Origin of the sequence: Novosphingobium percolationis (assembly GCF_020179425.1) — a bacterium.
Lineage (GTDB): Bacteria > Pseudomonadota > Alphaproteobacteria > Sphingomonadales > Sphingomonadaceae > Novosphingobium > Novosphingobium percolationis.
This window is the reverse complement of sequence record NZ_JAILYM010000023.1, coordinates 1-1373: the sequence shown is the minus strand read 5'-3', so window position 1 is coordinate 1373 and position 1373 is coordinate 1. Positions and strand designations below refer to the sequence as shown.

Annotated in this window: 2 protein-coding genes; one reads left to right on the top strand and one right to left on the bottom strand. The window is 59.7% G+C overall.

Features of this window, described 5'->3' with window-relative positions:
• A partial coding sequence (locus K3A84_RS20240; RefSeq protein WP_084281513.1) for an ABC transporter substrate-binding protein occupies positions 1–884 on the top strand: 884 nt, incomplete at its 5' end.
• Between the two features lie 128 nt (positions 885–1012).
• On the opposite strand, the gene K3A84_RS20235 is transcribed toward K3A84_RS20240, so the two are convergent.
• Positions 1013–1373, bottom strand: a 361-nt coding sequence (locus tag K3A84_RS20235; protein WP_225011277.1) for a MarR family winged helix-turn-helix transcriptional regulator, incomplete at its 5' end; no start/stop codon positions are given.

Here is a 1373-nt window from a genome sequence, read left to right as displayed (position 1 = left end):
CCGTCGAGGAAACGTTCTTCCGGATGCTGCGCAATCGCGAGTTCGATGCCGCCGAGCTTTCGATGTCATCGTATTGCGTGACTCTGGGCCGGGACAATCCAGACTTTATCGCCATCCCGGTGTTCCCGTCACGTTTCTTCCGTCATTCCTGCATCTTCGTGTCGGCCAAGAGCGGCATCGAAAAACCGTCCGACCTTGTCGGCAAGCGCATCGGCGTCCCGGAATATCAGATGACCGCGCCGGTCTGGATCCGCGGTATCCTGCAGGACGAATATGGCATCGACCCGGCGTCGGTCACTTATGTCACGGGCGGCGAGGAAGAGCCGGGCCGTGAGGAAAAGCTCAAACTCAATCTGCCGGACAAGTTCAAGGTTGAGCCGATCGGGCCAAACCAGACGCTGACCCGGATGTTGGCTGATGGCGAGATCGACGCGCTGCACACCGCGCGTGCTCCATCGACCTTCTATTCGGAACCGCACAATGTGCGGCGCCTGTTCCCGGACTTCGTCCAGGTCGAGAAAGCCTATTTCGGCAAGACGAATATCTTCCCGATCATGCACGTCGTTGCCATTCGCCGCGACATTTACGAGAAGAACCGCTGGATCGCACAGGCGCTCTACAAGGCGTTCGTCCAGGCGCAGCAGCTAACCTACGAACAGCTGCGCGTCTCAGCCTCGCTCAAGACGATGCTGCCCTGGCAAATTGCCGCGGTCGAGGAAACGATCGCGACGTTGGGCGATCAGTGGTGGCCTTACGGAATCGAGAAGAACCGCCACGTACTCGAGACCTTCACGCGCTATCATCATGAGCAGGGTCTGTCGCCGCGCCAGCTGACGATCGAGGACATGTTCGCGCCGGAGACGTTCGCGGAGTTCAAGATCTGACGTGATGCAATCCGGGAAATGACGGGGCGGAGCATAAGCGGTGCGGGAGCAGCGTGGTTGTCGATGCTCCGTCTTTGCCGGGCTGCCGCAGGATACCCGGCGAGCGGCCGCTGACCGGTTGCGCCCTGTCAGTCCTCGGCGGGGGTGTTCGGGATAGAATCGAATTCGGCGGCGAGATTGGCTGACATGCGCGAAAGCACGTCGACGCACGTCGCAACCTCGGCCGGATCGATCCCGGCGACGGCGATGCGGTTAATGTCGATCGCATATTGCATGAGCTCCGCTTCCAGGGCTTTGCCTCGTTGGGTCAGCGTAACGCTCAACTTGCGGCGATCAACCTTGTCGCGGGTGCGCTCTACAAGCCCGTGCTGCATCATGTTGTTGATTATCGACACAGTCGTGTTTTCTGTGACGTTGGTCATGTCGCTCAGATATTTCTGGGTGACGCCGTCGCGGATCCACAGCACACGAAGGTAATACCAGAAGCCC